This window comes from Achromobacter sp. 1014246743, from assembly GCF_059760725.1.
The window spans coordinates 1-16,768 of record NZ_JCBANA010000107.1 but is presented as its reverse complement, the minus strand read 5'-3'; the positions used below and the strand labels follow the sequence as shown (position 1 = coordinate 16,768).

General features: G+C 66.5%; 11 protein-coding genes. 6 read left to right on the top strand and 5 right to left on the bottom strand.

Annotation, left to right across the window (positions count from 1 at the left end; all coding sequences use genetic code 11):
- Nucleotides 1-54: 54 nt before the first annotated feature.
- The 5 genes from AC6LJ2_RS28675 to leuC form a co-directional block, all read right to left on the bottom strand.
- Nucleotides 55-1,635: a type IV pilus assembly protein FimV gene (locus AC6LJ2_RS28675; protein WP_498152673.1), complete on the bottom strand. Its 1,581-nt coding sequence runs from the start codon at nt 1,633-1,635 to the stop codon at nt 55-57.
- 253 nt (nt 1,636-1,888) lie between these two features.
- Nucleotides 1,889-3,019 (bottom strand): aspartate-semialdehyde dehydrogenase, encoded by a 1,131-nt coding sequence (gene asd / locus AC6LJ2_RS28670; protein WP_263914745.1) that lies wholly within the window; start codon nt 3,017-3,019, stop codon nt 1,889-1,891.
- Between the two features lie 289 nt (nt 3,020-3,308).
- Nucleotides 3,309-4,385 carry a 3-isopropylmalate dehydrogenase gene (gene leuB, locus AC6LJ2_RS28665; RefSeq protein WP_263914744.1) on the bottom strand — a complete coding sequence of 359 codons (1,077 nt, stop codon included), beginning with the start codon at nt 4,383-4,385 and terminating at the stop codon, nt 3,309-3,311.
- Between the two features lie 37 nt (nt 4,386-4,422).
- The gene (leuD, locus tag AC6LJ2_RS28660) at nt 4,423-5,073 is read right to left on the bottom strand and encodes a 3-isopropylmalate dehydratase small subunit (RefSeq protein WP_025135313.1); all 651 of its coding nucleotides are present in this window, start codon (nt 5,071-5,073) and stop codon (nt 4,423-4,425) included.
- A 23-nt stretch (nt 5,074-5,096) separates the two neighbouring features.
- Nucleotides 5,097-6,500 (bottom strand): 3-isopropylmalate dehydratase large subunit, encoded by a 1,404-nt coding sequence (gene leuC / locus AC6LJ2_RS28655; RefSeq protein WP_263914743.1) that lies wholly within the window; start codon nt 6,498-6,500, stop codon nt 5,097-5,099.
- 525 nt (nt 6,501-7,025) lie between these two features.
- Here leuC and AC6LJ2_RS28650 point away from each other — a divergent pair.
- The 6 genes from AC6LJ2_RS28650 to AC6LJ2_RS28625 form a co-directional block, all read left to right on the top strand.
- Nucleotides 7,026-8,540 (top strand): TolC family outer membrane protein, encoded by a 1,515-nt coding sequence (locus AC6LJ2_RS28650; protein ID WP_263914742.1) that lies wholly within the window; start codon nt 7,026-7,028, stop codon nt 8,538-8,540.
- A gap of 26 nt (nt 8,541-8,566) precedes the next feature.
- Nucleotides 8,567-8,779, top strand: coding sequence for a hypothetical protein (locus AC6LJ2_RS28645; protein WP_183003363.1), 213 nt, complete (start codon nt 8,567-8,569; stop codon nt 8,777-8,779).
- Entirely contained in the window at nt 8,763-10,934 is a 2,172-nt protein-coding gene (locus AC6LJ2_RS28640) for a type I secretion system permease/ATPase (RefSeq protein WP_445658623.1), read from the top strand. The genes AC6LJ2_RS28645 and AC6LJ2_RS28640 overlap by 17 nt, the downstream gene beginning before the upstream one ends.
- Nucleotides 10,935-10,941: 7 nt before the next feature.
- Nucleotides 10,942-12,363, top strand: a complete 1,422-nt coding sequence (locus tag AC6LJ2_RS28635) for an HlyD family type I secretion periplasmic adaptor subunit (protein ID WP_263914740.1) — start codon at nt 10,942-10,944, stop codon at nt 12,361-12,363.
- 18 nt (nt 12,364-12,381) lie between these two features.
- Complete coding sequence (locus AC6LJ2_RS28630) at nt 12,382-13,038, top strand: helix-turn-helix transcriptional regulator (protein ID WP_263914739.1); 657 nt, start codon at nt 12,382-12,384, stop codon at nt 13,036-13,038.
- An 84-nt stretch (nt 13,039-13,122) separates the two neighbouring features.
- Nucleotides 13,123-16,768 (top strand): retention module-containing protein (locus tag AC6LJ2_RS28625; RefSeq protein ID WP_498152672.1); only part of this gene is annotated, 3,646 nt, incomplete at its 3' end.

Here is a 16,768-nt window from a genome sequence, read left to right as displayed (position 1 = left end):
TACCCTACTACTATTCATGTCTTTTTTTATATATAGCCACGGACCCACAAGAGTCTACCACTGACCCGTTTCCGCCGAGGGGCCGGGGTGTGTAAAGAGGACGCTCCCGGGCGCCCCGCCCGCCCCTGCCGCCCCTGCCGCGCCCGTTGCGCCCGTTGCGCCCTGCGCACCCGATGTTCCTGCCGATCCCGCTGCCCCAGGCGCACCGGTCGAGCCTGCGGCGCCGGAGGCGCCCTGTGTTCCTGCTGCCCCGGTCGTGCCCGTGGCCCCAGCGGCACCCGCCGCGCCGGCCGCGCCTTGCGTACCCGCAGCGCCGGTTGCACCCGCGGTTCCCGTCGTGCCTGTGGTGCCCGCGGCCCCCGGCGTACCCGCTGCCCCGCTGGCCCCCGCCGCGCCGGCGCCTCCCGACGCACCCGATGATCCGCTGGCCCCCGCGGCGCCGGCGGCGCCCGGCGTACCCGATGCCCCGGGAACTCCCGGGGCGCCGGGAGTTCCCGGTGTAGCGGACGCCCCTGCCCCGCCTGTGGCACCCGCAGCGCCCGGTTTACCCGATCCGCCCGCTGCGCCATCGGCCCCGGACGCCCCCGTTCCCGATGCGCCCTGCCCGGCCACGGCCTTGTTCAATTCGTCGACGTTGCTCTGCAACTGGTTGACGCGGCCCTCGGCATCGGCAATGGCGCGCTGGTTGGAGGTGCGCTGATCCGCCTGCGCTTCGGCCTGCGCCGCCGCGCCGCCCGCGGCTTGCCCGGAAGACAGGCGTACGCGATCTTGGGGCGGCGATGCGGTCGCGACGCCGGAATCGCCAGGCCGGGCCACCGTGCCGGAAGACGCGTCCTGCCCCTTGACCACCGACGGGTTCGCGCCCGCCGCGGCGCCGATGCGGGCGCGATAGCGGGCAAAGGCTTCGGCGTGTTCGTTGAAAATGCGACGGGCTTCGGCGGGGTCCACGGCCCGCACGGTCGCGGCGTCGGGGATCGTGAGCGTCTGGCCGGCGCGCACCAGGTTCATGTTGTTCTGGATGAAGGCTTCAGGGTTGGCGCGCCACAGCGCCACCAGCATCTGGTAGACCGAGGCGTTGGGCACCGCGTTGCGCTGGGCGATGGCGAACAGGTTGTCGCCCGACTTGACGTTGACGCTGCCCGTGCTGCCGCCCGTGCGGCCCGGCGTGCCCACGGCCGCCGGCGTGACGTCGGCCCCCGCGCCGCGCAGGGGCACCAGGATGCTGACCTGCACCTGCCGTTGGCCCGAACTGGAACTGATGTCCAGCAACAGGTCGACGGCGCCGCTGGCCGGCGCCTGCGCCGACCGCACCCGCAGGTTCTTGCGGGTGGCATCCATGCCATCTTCGACCCGTACCACCATGCCGGCCAAGGGCGCGGGCGGCTTCAGGCCCGCGCGTTGCCAGGCGGCCTCGTCCGCGATCGACACGCGCAACGACGACACTTCGTCGGGGGTCAGTTCCTGCAGCCCGACCAGCGCCTGAAGCGGCGCGCCCGGTGCCGAGACCACCCGCGAATGCCCCACCCGCATCGCCAGCGCCTGGCTGCTGATGCTCGCGCCCAGCGCCAAGGCGATCGCCCACTGGAGGGCCTTCAAACGGCGGGCATGCTTCACTTGGCGCGAACGCTGGGTCATAAGCTGGAATTCCGTTCTTGTAGTCGAATTACGGGCGAGGGCTTGTTCATGGCGATCTTGTGATAACAAGCCTTAATTCACCGGAAAAGTGTAATAGATGCAGCGCGTTTCACAAACCTGAAAGGCGCATCGGCGTTGGCTGGCGGGCACATTGCCCACCCCCGCGGCCGCGGCGCAAATGACAAAGGCACCCGAAGGTGCCTTTGCGGGGACTGCCCTGGCGGATCGGGCGGCTTGCGCCGCCCGCCGGGCATCAGGCTTCGGCCAGCGCGATGCGCAGCATGCGGCGCAGCGGTTCGGCGGCGCCCCACAGCAGTTGGTCGCCGACGGTGAAGGCGCTGAGGTACTGCGGGCCCATCGACATCTTGCGCAGGCGGCCCACCGGAATGTCCAGCGTGCCGGTCACGGCCACGGGCGTCAGGTCGCGGATGGTGGCTTCCTTGGTGTTGGGAATGACCTTGGCCCATTGCGTGCCCTGGGCGATCAGCGATTCGATCTCGTCCAGCGGCAGGTCGCGCTTGAGCTTGATGGTCAGCGCCTGGCTGTGGCAACGCATTGCGCCGATGCGCACGCACAGGCCGTCGATGGGCGTGGGGGCCGTGCCAAAGGCAGCGCCGCGGCCGAGGATCTTGTTGGTCTCGACCTCGCCCTTCCATTCTTCCTTGGTCATGCCATTGCCCAGGTCCTTGTCGATCCAGGGAATCAGGCTGCCACCCAGCGGCACGCCGAAGTGGTCGCGGGGCAGCGCGTCGTCTTTCTGCTTGGCCAGCACGCCGCGGTCGATTTCCAGGATGGCCGAGGCGGGGTCGTCCAGCAGCGGCTTGACGGCGTGGTTGAGTTCGCCGAACTGGGTCAGGAGTTCGCGCATGTGCTGCGCGCCGCCGCCCGAGGCGGCCTGGTACGTCATGGAGGTCATCCACTCGACCAGGTCGTTGTTGAACAGGCCGGCCAGGCCCATCAGCATGCAGCTGACGGTGCAGTTGCCGCCGATGAAGTTGCGTACGCCGCGCTTGAGCGCCGCGTCGATGACGGGACGGTTGACCGGGTCCAGCACGATGATGGCGTCGTCGGCCATGCGCAGGGTGCTGGCCGCGTCGATCCAGATGCCGTTCCAGCCGGCGCCGCGCAGCTTCGGGTAGACCTCGGACGTGTAGTCGCCACCTTGGGCCGTCACGATGATCGGCAGTTTTTTCAGAGCGTCAATGTTGTAGGCATCTTGCAGCGGGCCTGCGCCAGTCGCCCAAGTGGGGGCGGCGCCGCCAGCGTTGCTGGTGGAGAAGAACACCGGTTCGATCAGTGCGAAGTCGTTCTCGTCGCGCATGCGTTGCATGAGCACCGAGCCGACCATACCGCGCCAGCCGACAAGGCCTACTGCTTGATTCATTTCAATCGCTCTTTAAAGGTGGGGACAAGGTCTGTTGGAAAAAAACGTGCAAGAACCCAACAATTTATCAGAATGCACGCGGGGATGTTGCGGCGCAGCTTGAAAAAACGGGGCCGCAATCATTGGGGAGCGGCTTTCGCGGCGCGGCGGCAACAACCCAAGGGAACAGGGCCGCCCGGTGGGCGGCCCTTGGACCATCGGGGCCGGGCTTGCGGCCCCCAACGGCGGCTGACCGGCGGCCGTGGGCCGGCAGACCGGGGCCACGCGGCCGGGCGGGCCCCTTGCGAGATCAGGCCAGGGCCTTGAGGACGGCGTCGCCCATGCCCGAGGTGCTGACTTTGGTGGTGCCGGGTTCGAAGATGTCGGCGGTGCGCAGGCCGTCGGCCAGCACGCGGCGCACGGCGGCTTCGATGCGGTCGGCCTGCGGCGCCAGGTTCAGCGAGTAGCGCAGCAGCATGGCGGCCGACAGGATGGTCGCCAGCGGATTGGCGATGCCCTGGCCGGCGATGTCGGGGGCCGAACCGTGGCTGGGCTCGTACAGGCCCTGGCCGCCGGCATTGAGCGAGGCCGACGGCAGCATGCCGATCGAACCGGTCAGCATGGCGGCTTCGTCGGACAGGATGTCGCCGAACAGGTTGCCGGTCACGATGACGTCGAACTGGCGCGGGTTGCGCACCAGTTGCATGGCGGCGTTGTCGACGTACATGTGCGAGAGTTCGACGTCCGGATATTCGCGGGCCACTTCGATGACGATGTCGCGCCAGAACTGCGAGGTTTCCAGCACGTTGGCCTTGTCGACGCTGCACAGCTTCTTGTTGCGCTTGCGGGCCGATTCGAAACCGATGCGCGCAATGCGGCGCACTTCGGATTCGGCGTAGCGCATCGTGTCGTAGCCTTCGCGTTCACCGGCGAAAACGCCGTCCGGCGACGAACGCACGCCGCGCGGCGTGCCGAAATAGATGTCGCCGGTCAGTTCGCGGATGATCAGGATATCCAGGCCGGAGACGATCTCGGGCTTGAGCGACGAGGCGCTGGCCAGCTCGGGATACAGGATGGCCGGACGCAGGTTGGCGAACAGGCCCAGCGCCTTGCGCAGGCCCAGGATGGCCTGTTCGGGGCGGAATTCGCGCGGCAGGCTGTCGTACTTCCAGTCGCCCACGGCGCCGAACAGCACGGCGTGGGATTCCTTGGCCAGGTTCAGGGTGGCCGGGGGCAGCGGGTGTTCGAAGGCGTCGAACGCGGCGCCGCCGACAGCGGCCTGTTTGATGTCGAAGGGCACGTCCAGCGCCTTCAGGACGCGCACGGCCTGTTCGACGATTTCGGGGCCGATGCCGTCGCCCGGCAAGACTGCGATGTTATGGGTCATGGAATGAAACGGTCCTGTGGTCGGTATGGGAAGGCGGTCAGGCGATGGGCCGGCTTTCGAGCCAGGGATGGCGGGCCAGGCGTTCGGCCTCGAACGCGCGGATCTTGTCGGCGTGGCGCAGGGTCAGGCCGATGTCGTCAAAGCCGTTGAACAGGCAATATTTGCGGAAGGGTTCGATGTCAAAACCCATTTCTCGCCCGTCGGCGGCCACGACCACCTGGCGTTCCAGGTCGATGCGCAGCTTGTAGTTGGGGAACGCCTTCACTTCGTCGAACAGGCGGGCCACTTCCAGTTCGGACAGCACGATCGGCAACAGGCCGTTCTTGAAGCTGTTGTTGAAGAAGATGTCGGCGTAGGACGGCGCGATGATGGCGCGGAAACCGTACTGCGTCAGGGCCCAGGGCGCGTGCTCGCGGCTGGAGCCGCAGCCGAAGTTCTTGCGCGCCAAGAGCACCGAGGCGCCTTGGTAGCGCGGCTGGTTCAGCACGAAATCCGGGTTGAGCGGACGCTTGCTGTTGTCCATGCCGGGTTCGCCGTGGTCCAGGTAGCGCAGTTCGTCGAACAGGTTCGGGCCGAAGCCGGTGCGCTTGATGGACTTGAGGAACTGCTTGGGAATGATGAGATCCGTGTCGACGTTTTCGCGGTCGAGCGGAGCCACCAGGCCTTCGTGAGTGGTAAATGCTTGCATGATGTGTACTCGGTGCGCGTTGCTTAACGGAAGGTGCGGACGTCGACGAAATGGCCGGCCACGGCGGCCGCGGCGGCCATGGCCGGGCTGACCAGGTGCGTGCGGCCGCCCTGGCCCTGGCGGCCTTCGAAGTTGCGGTTCGAGGTCGAGGCGCAGCGTTCGCCGGGTTCGAGGCGGTCGGCGTTCATGGCCAGGCACATCGAGCAGCCCGGTTCGCGCCATTCGAAGCCGGCTTCGATGAAGATCTTGTCCAGCCCTTCGCGTTCGGCCTGTTGCTTGACCAGGCCCGAGCCCGGCACCACCATGGCCTGGCGCACATTGGACGCCACGTGCTTGCCACGCGCCACGACGGCGGCGGCGCGCAGGTCTTCGATGCGCGAGTTGGTGCACGAACCGATGAACACGCGATCCACGCGGATGTCGGTCAGCGGGGTGTTGGGCTTCAACCCCATGTATTCCAGCGCGCGTTCCATGCCGCTGCGGCGCACGTCGTCTTTTTCGCGATCGGGGTCCGGCACGCGGGAATCGACCGGCAGCACCATTTCGGGCGAGGTGCCCCAGGTGACCTGCGGCTTGATGTCGCGGGCGTTGACTTCGACCACGGTGTCGAACTTGGCGCCGTCGTCGGTGTGCAGCGTGCGCCAGTAGGCGACCGCGTGGTCCCACAGCACGCCGGACGGGGCGAACGGGCGGCCGCGGAAATATTCGATGGTCTTGTCGTCGACGGCGACCATGCCGGAACGGGCGCCGGCTTCGATGGCCATGTTGCAGACCGTCATGCGGCCTTCGACGGACAGCGAGCGGATCGTGCTGCCGGCAAATTCGATGGCGTGGCCGGTACCGCCGGCGGTGCCGATGATGCCGATGATGTGCAGGACCACGTCCTTGGCCGTACAGCCGAAGGGCAGTTCCCCTTCGACCTTGATGAGCATGCTCTTGGCTTTCTTCATGAGCAGCGTCTGGGTGGCCAGCACGTGCTCGACCTCGGACGTGCCGATGCCGAAGGCCAAGGCGCCCAGCGCGCCGTGCGTGCTGGTGTGCGAGTCGCCACAGACGACCGTCATGCCGGGCAAGGTGGCGCCCTGCTCCGGCCCGATCACGTGGACGATGCCCTGGCGCAGGTCGTTCATGCGGAATTCGGTGATGCCGTGCTTGTCGCAGTTGGCGTCCAGCGTGTCGACCTGCAGGCGCGAAACCGGATCGTCGATGCCCTGGGCGCGGTTCAGCGTGGGCACGTTATGGTCGGCCACGGCCAGGTTGGCGCCGACGCGCCACGGTTTGCGGCCGGCGATGGCCAGGCCCTCGAACGCCTGCGGGCTGGTGACTTCGTGCAGCAGGTGGCGGTCGATATACAGCAGACAGGTGCCGTCGGTTTCCTGGTGAACGATGTGGGCGTTCCAGAGTTTGTCGTAAAGGGTTTGGGCCATGGATGCGCTCTGCAATTGGACAGTCCGGCTCGGGCCTCGCGCGATTCAGGGCACATCGCCCTGCGCGCCGGCCACTGCGGCATGAAGGGAATTATGCACAGGCTCTGAACCTAGTACAACCACACCAAATATACTAGTACCAACACTACCATGGTGTGCGGCCGCGTGCCCCGCGATACCGATTTTGAAACGCTGGCCAGAGGCTGTGGCCGAATATCACAAATGTTCGATCCCAAAAACAATTTGGATACAGAATTCGCAACCAGATATAATCACGCTTCAATGTGGCAAAGCAGAAACAGACATGATGCGCAATAAATCGCATTAATGGTTTTTGATTAATCCGTCCATATTGAATTTCGTCCAAATCACGAAATTTTTCGTTATTTTCGTGATTTTATTCGAAATAAATCCGACGAACCGGCAGATTGAGTCAAGACTTTACAAATCTTGAATCGCTAATTTTCACATCTGCACACAATATGCCGGTTACTAATCCAAAAACTTGACTCGCGAATAATCCCTATGGCTTCGTTCCTGCTTAAAACCACGGTTTCGGCCCTGGCCTTGGCATTCGTCCCTGCCGCATTTGCACAGCCCGCGCCCGCGCAATCCCCTGCTCCGGCCACCGCACCGGGAGTCACCACCCTGAACCAGATCGTTGAGCAGACGCTGCTCAGCAACCCTGAAATCCAGGCCAAGTACCATGACTTCCAGGCCTCCCTGGAAGGCCAGGCCGTGGCCCGCGGCGCATTCTTCCCGCAGGTCAACGCCCTGGGCTATGCCGGCCGCGAATACCGCAACAACGTGCCCGGCGTGGGCTCGCAGAACTGGAACCGCCCTGGCTACAACTTCGAATTGCGCCAGCTGATATTCGACGGTTTCCGCACCAGCAACGACGTCAAGCAGGCGGGCTTCGACAAGCTCTCGCGCTTCTATGACGTGCTGGCCACCAGCGACACCACTGCCCTGGCCGCCGTGCAGGCCTACATCGACCTGCAGCGCTACCGCGACATGGAACTGCTGGCCCGCCAGAACTATTCGCTGCACGAAGAAACCCTCAAGCAGATCGGCCAGCGCGCCGAGTCCGGCGTCGGCCGGCGCGTCGACCTGGAACAGGCCGGCGGCCGCCTGTCGCTGGCCCAGACCAACCTGATGACCGAAACGGCCAACCTGCTGGACGTGCAGCAGCGCTTCCAGCGCGTGACCGGCGCCTTCCCGCCGGAAGCGATGCAGCCGGTTCCTGACGTGTCGGACAAACTGCCGGTCAAGCCTGGCAACTTCAACGAGTCGCTGCGCCGCAACCCCACCTTCCTGTCCAAGCAGGCCGCCCTGCAAGCCGCCGAGGCGGGCGTGGCATCGTCCAAGGGCGCGTTCTCGCCCAAGTTCGAATTCGTGGCCGCCACCGGCCGCGACCAGAACGACCCCACGCCCGAAAACCGCAACATCCGCAGCTCCAGCGTGCAGGTGGTGATGAACTACAACCTGTACCGCGGCGGCGCCGATTCGGCTCGGGTGCGCCAGACGGCAGCCCAGTCCTACGCCGCCCGCGACGTGCGCGACTACACCTGCCGCAACGTGCAGCAGGACCTGGCCGTGGCCTGGAACAACATCGCCAGCCTGCAGGAAAAGCTGCCCTTCCTGCGTGACCACGAACTGGCCACGTCCAAGGTGCGCGACGCCTATCGCCAGCAGTTCCAGATCGGCCAGCGTACCCTGCTGGACCTGCTGAACACCGAAAACGAGCTGTTCGAATCGCGCCGCGCGCTGACCAACGCCACCTACGACCTGAAGCTGGCGCAGTACCGCTGGCTGGCCCTGTCGCACAAGCTGCTGCCGGCGCTGACCCTGCAACCGGCACGCAACGAGATGCCCGAGGAAAACGGCAAGCTGGTGGTGTCGGACGACGTCATCAAGCTGTGCAACTCCACGGTGCCCGACTCGGCCCGCCTGACCCCGGTGCGCGTGCAATACAACGAGGGCAACCTGCCGCCCACGTTCGTGCCCGTGAACGCGCCGGCCAACCAGCCCCGCTCCTGATCAGGCATCAGGCGCAAGGAGGCCGCATGGCGAACCAGAACAACGACTTTTCGCAGTTGGATGCGGACTTTGTCCGCGTATTGGAAGACTTGATCGACGCGTTGATCGCCAACGGCACCTTGCGCCTGACCGATTTGCCGGTACAGGCCCAGCAAAAGCTCACCCAGCGCAAGCAACAGCGCGCGCGGCTCTCGGAACATCTGGACCTGCTGGATGACGAAGATGGACAAGTTATCTGAGATGGAACAGGCGTCCCGGGAATGGCGCGCCGACGCGCGCGCCGCACATGACGATCCGCTGCTGGACTGCCTGGTCGAAATCACGCGCCTGCACGGCGTGGCGTCGACCGCGCAGGCCCTGTCCGCCGGCCTGCCGCTGGAAGCGCACAAGCTGACGCCCGCGCTGCTGCCGCGGGCCGCGGCGCGCGCCCAGTTGTCGGCGCGCGTGGTCAAGCGTTCGCTGGACAGCCTGCCGCCCGACCTGCTGCCCGCCATCCTGCTGCTCAATGGCGAACGGGCCTGCCTGTTGCTGAAAAGAGACGGCGACGCCTATGTGATCAGCCACCCCGAGCTGGGCGGCAGCGCCGTCACCATGAGCGCCGCCGAGCTGGCCAGCCAGTACACCGGCCTGGTGTGCTTCGTGCGGCCGCAGTTCCGCTTTGACGCACGCGCCCCGGAAGTCGCCAAGGTGCGCGAGCGCCATTGGTTCTGGGCCGCCATCATGGAAAACCGGCGGCTGTACCGCGACGCGCTGGTCGCCGCCCTGCTGATCAACGTGTTCGCCATGGCGATGCCGCTGTTCACCATGAACGTGTACGACCGCGTGGTGCCCAACAACGCGGTGGAAACGCTCTGGGTGCTGGCCATCGGCATCACCCTGGTGGTGATCTTCAACATGATCCTGAGCACGGCGCGGTCCCACGTGGTGGACAGCGCCAGCAAGCGGGTCGACGTGCGCCTGTCGGCCCAGATCATGGAACGCGTGCTGGACCTGCGGCTGGAAGGCCGGCCGGTATCGGTGGGGTCATTTGCCGCCAACCTGCGTTCGTTCGAGTCGATCCGCGACTTCATCGCGTCGGCCACCATCACTGCCCTGGTGGACCTGCCCTTCATCCTGCTGTTCCTGGCCGCGCTGGCCTGGATCTCGCCGTGGATGGTGCTGCCGCCGGTGGTTGCCATCGTGCTGATCCTGCTGGTCTCGCTGGCCGCCCAGGCGCGGATGGAAGCGCTGACGATGGCCACGTTCCAGGCATCGTCGCAGCGCAACGCCACGCTGGTCGAGGCCCTGACGGGGCTGGAGGCCGTCAAGACCCTGAACGCGCAGGGCGCGATCCAGCGCAATTGGGAACGCGCCACCGAATTCATCGCCCAGAACGGCGGCAAGCTCAAGCTGATCTCGTCGTCCACCGTGGGCTTCGTGCAAGCGATTCAACAGCTGGTGTCCATTTCGGTGGTCATCATCGGCGTGTACCTGGTCCAGGACGCGGCGCTGTCGATGGGCGGCATCATCGCCGCGTCGATGATCGCCGGGCGCTGCCTGGCGCCGCTGGGCCAGGTGGCCGGCCTGCTGATGCAGTACCAGAACGCGCGCACCTCGCTGGGCTCGATCGACAGCTACATGAAGCTGCCGATCGAACGCCCGCCCGAGGCCGAATTCCTGCACCGTCCGGTATTCCACGGCGCGCTGGAATTCCGCGACGTGAGCTTCACCTATCCCGGCGCCACCCAGCCCGTGCTGAAGAAAGTGTCGTTCAAGCTCAAGCCGGGCGAGAAAGTCGGCATCATCGGCCGCATCGGCTCGGGCAAGACCACGCTGGAAAAGCTGGCCCTGGCGCTGTACCAGCCGACCGAAGGCGCGGTGCTGCTGGACGGCGTGGACGTGCGCCAGATCGACCCGGCCGACGTGCGCCGCGCCATCGGCCACGTGCCGCAGGACCCGATCCTGTTCTACGGCAGCCTGAAGCACAACCTGGCCATGGGCGCACCCTATGCCGACGACGCCAGCATCCTGGCCGCCGCCAACCTGGCCGGGGTGACCGAATTCGCCAACCTGCACCCCAACGGCTTTGACATGATCATCGGCGAGCGCGGCGAATCGCTGTCGGGCGGCCAACGCCAGTCGGTGGCCGTGGCGCGCGCCCTGATCAACGACCCGCCCATCCTGCTGCTGGACGAACCCAGCAGCAACATGGACCACCAGAGCGAGGCCCAGTTGCGCCGCCGCCTGGGCGAAGCCAGCGCCAGCAAGACCATTTTGCTGGTGACCCACCGTACGGCCCTCTTGGACCTGGTCGATCGACTGATCGTCATCGACAACGGCCACATCGTGGCCGACGGCCCCAAGGAACAGGTCGTCGAAGCGCTGCGCCAGGGGCGCGTCGGACGGGGAAGCTGAGGCAAGCATGCAGAAAATTCCAGGTCAAAAACGGCCGAGCCTGCTCGGCGCGCCGTGGCGCAAGCTGCGCGGCGTCTTCATATTCTTCTTCGACCGGCTGCTGGACGGCGCCGAGAAGGGCAAGCCCGAGCAACGCTCGGACTACGTGGGCAACGCCGAATGGGTGATCCACGAATCCCAGGCCCGCGGCGCCCGGGTGCTGCTATGGATGAGCCTGCTGGCGCTGGCCGCCCTGCTGGTCTGGGCGGCGATCGGCAACATCGATGAAGTCGTGCGGGGCGAAGGCAAGGTGGTGCCGTCGCGCCAGGTGCAGATCATCCAGAGCCTGGACGGCGGCATCGTCCAGGAACTGCTGGTGCGCCCGGGGCAAGAGGTCGAGGCCGGCCAGACGCTGCTCAAGATCGACAACACGCGCTTTGCCTCGTCGCTGGGCGAGAACAACGCCGAATACCTGTCGCTGCTGGCCAAGTCCGCTCGCCTGCACGCGCTGGCGACGGGCGAGCCCTTCGTGGCGCCCGAGGAAGTGCTGGCCCAGGCCCCCGGCCTGGTCGAGATGGAGCGCAACGCCTGGCAGGCCCGCACCACCGAACTGAACGCCACCGTCAATGTGGCGCGCGAACAGCTCAAGCAGCGCCAGGAAGACCTGCGCGAAACCATTGCCAAGCGCGATCAGGCGTCGGCCAGCTGCAGCCTGACCTCGCGCGAGCTGCAGGTGACGCGCCCGCTGCTCAAGAGCGGCGCGGTGTCCGAAGTGGACCTGCTGCGCCTGCAACGCGACGTGGCCCGCTATTGTGGCGAACAGAAAGGCGCCGAGGCCCAGATCGACCGATTCCAGGCGTCCATCAAGGAAGCCCAGAGCAAGCTGGAAGAGTCCGAGCTGAACATCCGCAACCTGGCCCGCAACGAGTTGTCGGAAACCAACACCAAGCTGGCCACGCTGCGCGAAGGCAAGCTGGCGCTGGCCGACCGCGTGAAGCTGGCCGAAGTGCGGGCGCCGGTGCGCGGCACGGTCAAGACGCTGTTCAACAACACCGTCGGCGGCGTGGTGCAGCCAGGCAAGGACATCATCGAGATCGTGCCCAAGGACGACACCCTGCTGCTGGAAGTGCGCATCCTGCCGCGCGACATCGGCTTCCTGCATCCGGACCAGAAGGCGGAAGTGAAGTTCACCGCCTACGACTTCGCCATCTACGGCGGCCTGGAAGGCAAGGTGGAACAGATCGGCGCGGACACGGTCACCGACGAAAAGGGCAATTCCTACTACGTGGTGCGGGTGCGTACCGACCGCAGCACCGTGGGCGAAAAGCTGCTGCCCATCATCCCCGGGATGGTGGCCGAGGTTCATATCCTGACCGGCAAGCGGACCGTGCTGCAGTACCTGCTCAAGCCGATCCTGCGGGCCAAGGCCAATGCGTTTACTGAACGTTGAGGAGTGCTGGAAGGCGTTATGAAATCCGTTCCTGTCTTGTTGGTTACGCACGACGACCTGCTCTGGCAGCACTGGCGCGCCCTGGACCCCACGCGCTGGCTGGCGGCCCGTGGCCGCGGCCTGGCGGATCTGCAGCGCTGGCGCGAACAGGGCCGCATGCTGGCCGTGGTGGATACGGGCCTGCCGCGCCTGCCTTCCTGGCAGGACCCGTCCTGGCTGCCGCTGCTGTCCGGCCTGCAGGTCGTGGTGGCCAGCCCCAGCCCCAATGACGAGCAAGGCGCCCAGGCCCTGGGCGCTGGCGCCCTGGGTTACTGCCATGGCTATGCACCGGCCCAGGCGCTGGCCCAGGCGCTGGAGGTCGTGGCGTCCGGCGGCATCTGGATGGGCCGCTCGCTGGTGACCCGCCTGCTGCGGCTGGTGACCGAGCGCGCCCAGGACGCCTCGACCTGGGACAACGGCGCCCTGACCGAACGCGAGATCACCGTGGCGCGCTATGCCGCCAGCGGCCAGTCCAACGCCCAGATCGCCGAGGCGCTGGGCATCACCGAACGCACGGTCAAGGCGCACCTGTCGGCGGTATTCGAGAAGCTGGGCGTAACCGACCGCCTGCAATTGGCGCTGCGGGTGCATGGCATTTCGGCGCCCGTCGACGCGCGCGGCAAAGTTCCTTCCTGAACCTGTCCTTGAGGACAATACCGCCGCCCGCTCGTCCTCTCTAGTATCTGGCCATCTTGGACAAATCCCTGAAACGGAACCGACATGGCCAACTCTACCCCCGCAGTCGTCACTGAAATCACCGGTCGCGCTTGGATACGCAATAGCGACGGGTCGCTGACCGAGCTGCGTCAAGGCAGCAACGTCCCCGCCGGCAGCGACATCGTCACCGCCTCCGGTGCGACGGTGGCCCTGCAAGTCGAGAACGGCATGCCGATCGTGATCGGGGAAAGCCGTGAAGTGGCCGTAAACGGGGACATGGCCGGCCCCTTGGCCGACCCGTCCGAAGCCGCGGTGGCCGCGCCCAAGGGCACGGATTCCGACCGCCTGCTGGCGGCCCTGCAAGCCGGCCAGGACCCGTTCGAGGTGCTGGACCCGACCGCCGCCACCCTGACCGGCGGCAGCGGCGATGACGGCGGCGGCAGCTTCGTGCGCCTGGCCCGCATCCTGGAATCCACCAGCCCGCTGGACCTGGCCTACCCGAACCCGGGCCGTGGCGTCGACACGATTGACCGCGCGTCCAGCGGCACGGGCGCCGGCGACGGAACCGGCGATGGCACCGGCACCGGCACCGGCACCGGCACGGGCCCCACCGCCCCTGCCAACAACGCCCCCATCGCCGCCAATGACTCGGCCCGCATCGGCGAAAAGGCCACCGCAAGCGGCAATCTGCTGACCAACGACCGCGACCCCGACGGCGATCCCCTGACCATCGCCTCGGTCAGCGGCCGCACCATGACCCCGGGCGGCCTCACCGTCACCGGCTCGAACGGCGGCACCTTCGTCGTGCAGCCGGACGGCAGCTACACCTTCGTGCCGGGCACCAGCTTCCAGCACCTGCCCGAGGGGCAGACCGCCACCACCACGATTTCCTACGTGGTCACCGACCCCAGCGGCGCAACCTCGACCGCCACCGTGGAAATCACGGTCGTGGGTGCCAATGACCCCGCCCAGATCACCGCATCCAAGCCGGGCGACGACGCCGGCACGGTCAAGGAAGACGAAGTCTCCACGGCCAACGGCAAGCTCAATGTGGTGGACGCCGACGACGGCCAGTCGTTCTTCGTGGCCGTGGCCGACCGCCCGGGCACCTACGGCACCTTCTCGCTCGACGCCAACGGCAACTGGGTCTACAGCCTGAACCAGGCCGACCCGCGCGTGCAGGCCCTGGCCGCCGGCGAGTCGCTGACCGAGACCTTCACGGTCACCACCGCCGACGGCACCACCGGCCAGGTCGTCATCACGATCAACGGCACCAACGATGCCCCGACCATCAGTGGCGCCGCCACCGGCGACGTCACGGAAGACGCCACCACCGCCACCGTGTCTGGCCAGCTGACCCAGCAGGACGTCGACACCAGCGACACGCACACCTGGTCGGTCAACAACGACGGCAAGGGCACCTACGGCACGTTCACCGTCGACCAGAACGGCAAGTGGACCTACACGCTGGACAACGCCAGCGCCAATGTCCAGGCCCTGGCCGCAGGCCAGAAGGTCACCGACACCATCACCGTCACGGTGGACGACGGCCACGGCGGCACGGCCACCCAGGTCATCACCATCGAGATCACCGGCACCAACGACGAACCGACCATCACCGGCGACGCCACCGGCAACGTCAAGGAAGACGCCGTCGACACCACCGTGTCCGGCCAACTGACGCCGCACGATGTCGACACGCTGGACACCCACACGTGGACGGTCACCGACGGCGGCCGCGGCCAGTACGGCTCGCTGACGATCGACCAGAACGGCAAGTGGACCTACGTGCTGGACAACACCAGCCCCAGCGTCCAGGCCCTGGCCGAGGGCCAGAAGGTCACCGACACCATCACGGTCAAGGTCGACGACGGCCACGGCGGCACGGCCATCCAGACCATCACCATCGACATCACCGGCACCAACGACGCGCCGACCATCACCGGCGAAGCCACCGGCAGCGTCACGGAAGACGCGGTGTCCAACTCGGTGTCCGGTCAGTTGGCGCAGCATGACGTCGACACCAACGACACGCACACGTGGACCGCCACCGACGGCGGCCGCGGCCAGTATGGCTCGCTGACGATCGACCAGAACGGCAAGTGGACCTACGTGCTGGACAACACCCGCCCCGGCGTCCAGGCCCTGGCCGAAGGCCAGAAAGTCACTGACACCATCACGGTCAAGGTCGATGACGGCCACGGCGGCACGGCCATCCAGACCATTACCATCGAGATCACCGGCAGCAACGACGCGCCGACCATCTCCGGCGAAGCCACGGGCGGCGTCAAGGAAGATACCGCCGACACCACCGTGTCCGGCCAGCTGACCCAGCACGACGTCGACGCCACCGACACCCACACCTGGTCCGTCAACAATGACGGCAAGGGCACCTACGGCAACTTCACCGTCGACCAGAACGGCAAGTGGACCTACGTGCTGGACAACGACAGCAAGAACGTCCAGGCCCTGGCCGAAGGCCAGAAGGTCACCGACACCATCACCGTCACCGTCGATGACGGCCACGGCGGCAAGGCCACCCAGACCATCACCGTTGAAATCACCGGCACCAACGACGCCCCGACGCTGTCGGGCACGGCGACCGGCAACGTGACCGAAGACGGCACCTCCACCGCCACCGGCAAGCTCGACGTCGCCGACGTCGACACCAACGACACCCACACCTGGACCGTCGGCAACAACGGCAAGGGCGAGTACGGCACGCTGACGGTTGACCAGAACGGCAACTGGACGTACGAACTGAACAACGACGACCCCAAGGTCCAGGCCCTGAAGGCGGGCGAAAAGGTCGTGGACACCATCACCGTCACCGTCGACGACGGCCAGGGCGGCACCGTCACCCAGGAAATCAAGGTCACCGTCACCGGCACCAACGACACGGCGGTCGTGACCCCGAGCAAGCCGGGCGATGACCTGGGCAGCGTCACCGAAGACGGCACCCTGACCACCGGCGGCAAGCTGGACGTGACCGACAAGGACGCAGGCGAAGCCAACTTCAAGCCGCAGGCTGGCGTCGTGACCGAACACGGCAAGTTCTCCATCGATGCCGATGGCACCTGGAAGTACGAGCTGAACAATGCGGACCCGAAGGTCCAGGCCCTGGCCCAAGGCGAAAAGCTGACCGAGACCATCACGGTCACCACCGCCGACGGCACGACCAGCGTCGTCACCATCACGATCAACGGCACCAACGACGCGCCGACCATCTCCGGCGAAGCCAAGGGCGGCGTCAAGGAAGATACCGCCGACACCACCGTGTCCGGCCAGCTGACCCAGCACGACGTCGACACCACTGACACCCACACCTGGTCCGTCAACAATGACGGCAAGGGCACCTACGGCAACTTCACCGTCGACCAGAACGGCAAGTGGACCTACGTGCTGGACAACGACAGCAAGAACGTCCAGGCCCTGGCCGAAGGCCAGAAGGTCACCGACACCATCACCGTCACCGTCGATGACGGCCACGGCGGCAAGGCCACCCAGACGATCACCGTTGAAATCACCGGCACCAACGACGCCCCGACGCTGTCGGGCACGGCGACCGGCAACGTGACCGAGGACGGCACCTCCACCGCCACCGGCAAGCTCGACGTCGCCGACGTCGACACCAACGACACCCACACCTGGACCGTCGGCAACAACGGCAAGGGCGAGTACGGCACGCTGACGGTTGACCAGAACGGCA

Excerpts from the sequence above, each read along its gene's own strand:
- leuC (WP_263914743.1), bottom strand. The coding sequence starts at position 6,500 with ATGGCCCAAACCCTTTACGACAAACTCTGGAACGCCCACATCGTTCAC.
- leuD (WP_025135313.1), bottom strand. The coding sequence starts at position 5,073 with ATGCAAGCATTTACCACTCACGAAGGCCTGGTGGCTCCGCTCGACCGC.
- leuB (WP_263914744.1), bottom strand. The coding sequence starts at position 4,385 with ATGACCCATAACATCGCAGTCTTGCCGGGCGACGGCATCGGCCCCGAA.
- AC6LJ2_RS28650 (WP_263914742.1), top strand. The coding sequence starts at position 7,026 with ATGGCTTCGTTCCTGCTTAAAACCACGGTTTCGGCCCTGGCCTTGGCA.
- AC6LJ2_RS28630 (WP_263914739.1), top strand. The coding sequence starts at position 12,382 with ATGAAATCCGTTCCTGTCTTGTTGGTTACGCACGACGACCTGCTCTGG.
- AC6LJ2_RS28640 (WP_445658623.1), top strand. The coding sequence starts at position 8,763 with ATGGACAAGTTATCTGAGATGGAACAGGCGTCCCGGGAATGGCGCGCC.
- asd (WP_263914745.1), bottom strand. The coding sequence starts at position 3,019 with ATGAATCAAGCAGTAGGCCTTGTCGGCTGGCGCGGTATGGTCGGCTCG.
- AC6LJ2_RS28645 (WP_183003363.1), top strand. The coding sequence starts at position 8,567 with ATGGCGAACCAGAACAACGACTTTTCGCAGTTGGATGCGGACTTTGTC.
- AC6LJ2_RS28635 (WP_263914740.1), top strand. The coding sequence starts at position 10,942 with ATGCAGAAAATTCCAGGTCAAAAACGGCCGAGCCTGCTCGGCGCGCCG.
- AC6LJ2_RS28675 (WP_498152673.1), bottom strand. The coding sequence starts at position 1,635 with ATGACCCAGCGTTCGCGCCAAGTGAAGCATGCCCGCCGTTTGAAGGCC.